Source organism: Hymenobacter sp. B1770, assembly GCF_049896385.1.
GTDB lineage: Bacteria > Bacteroidota > Bacteroidia > Cytophagales > Hymenobacteraceae > Hymenobacter.
The window spans coordinates 1-1,048 of the sequence record NZ_JAFCUF010000045.1 but is presented as its reverse complement, the minus strand read 5'-3'; the positions used below and the strand labels follow the sequence as shown (position 1 = coordinate 1,048).

Genomic DNA, 1,048 nt, shown 5'->3' with positions numbered 1-1,048 from the left:
ATGCATAAGTACGTAATGTCGCACACCCATGCTTGCCGGGGTGCCGTCAGCGTTATGTCTACCAACAGATTAGGGTAGTTACGCAAGCTGTGCGCCGAGTTCGTCGTTTTCGGCACCGACCGCTTCTGGCGCAGAATGAAGTGGTGTGTTTGCAAGAGTTGATGCAGTTTGTCGCGCCCCATTTTGATGCCGCTCGCCGCGAGCGGCTGTTGGAGCAGCAAATACAACTTGCGAGTACCCAGTCCCGGAATCTCGCGCCGAAGCGCGAGGACCGGATCCAGCACGAGCAAAGAGTGGCCACGCACCCGCTGGGCGTCGTGCTGGCGGTGATAAAAGGCTTGTCGGCTTACACCAAACAGTCGACGCAGGTGACCGACGCTCACCCGGGCGATTTCATTTTCCTGAAGCCCCAGGACTGTTTAATGCCAGACTTTTTTCGGATGGGCACTTGGAGTTCTTGCTCAGCTACCTCAATCATGGTGTGAAGGGCTAAAATCAGCAGATTAGCCTGCTGCAAGGTCTGCTCCAACTCCTCGTTGCGCTGCCGCAAGGCCTGCACGTCCCGTTTTTGCGTTCGTGTCATAGCCGGGCTAACGAACAAGCCCGTCTGCAGCTTGCGCTGATAAAGGCTCACCCAGTTGCGCAGCGTGTAACTGTTGTGAATATCCAAGTCGGCCATGACTTGGCTGGGCTCTTCGCCCCCAAAGACAATGCGAAATGCGGCAGTTTCTTTGAATTGCTCGCTGTATTGAAAGCGCTGGAGCAAGGCGCGAATATGCTCTTCCATAAGACAGTTTTTTGAGCAAAAACTGTCAACCTATTTCAGTACAAGGCAGAAGCTCCTACAGGCTCTGAATGCTTCCTTTCGCAATCAGAGCCTGTAGGAGCTTCTGTTTCCAACGCCTGGTAATTCTGTGCTTTGCTGTTGAGCTATACGCGGCCTACAAAGTCCGCGCTACATTGCCTTGTATTCGTTCCAGCTCTTAATCTTCAAGTCCTTCATTTCCAGGGTGCAGAAGGCCTGGATGAAGGCCTTGGCCAGCCGCGC

Annotated in this window: 1 protein-coding gene and 1 pseudogene; both read right to left on the bottom strand. The window is 53.9% G+C overall.

Features of this window, described 5'->3' with window-relative positions; all coding sequences use genetic code 11:
- A pseudogene (locus ACP7AJ_RS21350) lies at positions 1–290 on the bottom strand (IS3 family transposase); the annotation flags it as partial.
- Positions 291–379: 89 nt separating this feature from the next.
- Positions 380–787 (bottom strand): transposase, encoded by a 408-nt coding sequence (locus ACP7AJ_RS21345; protein WP_426062260.1) that lies wholly within the window; start codon positions 785–787, stop codon positions 380–382.
- Between the last annotated feature and the right edge of the window lie 261 nt (positions 788–1,048).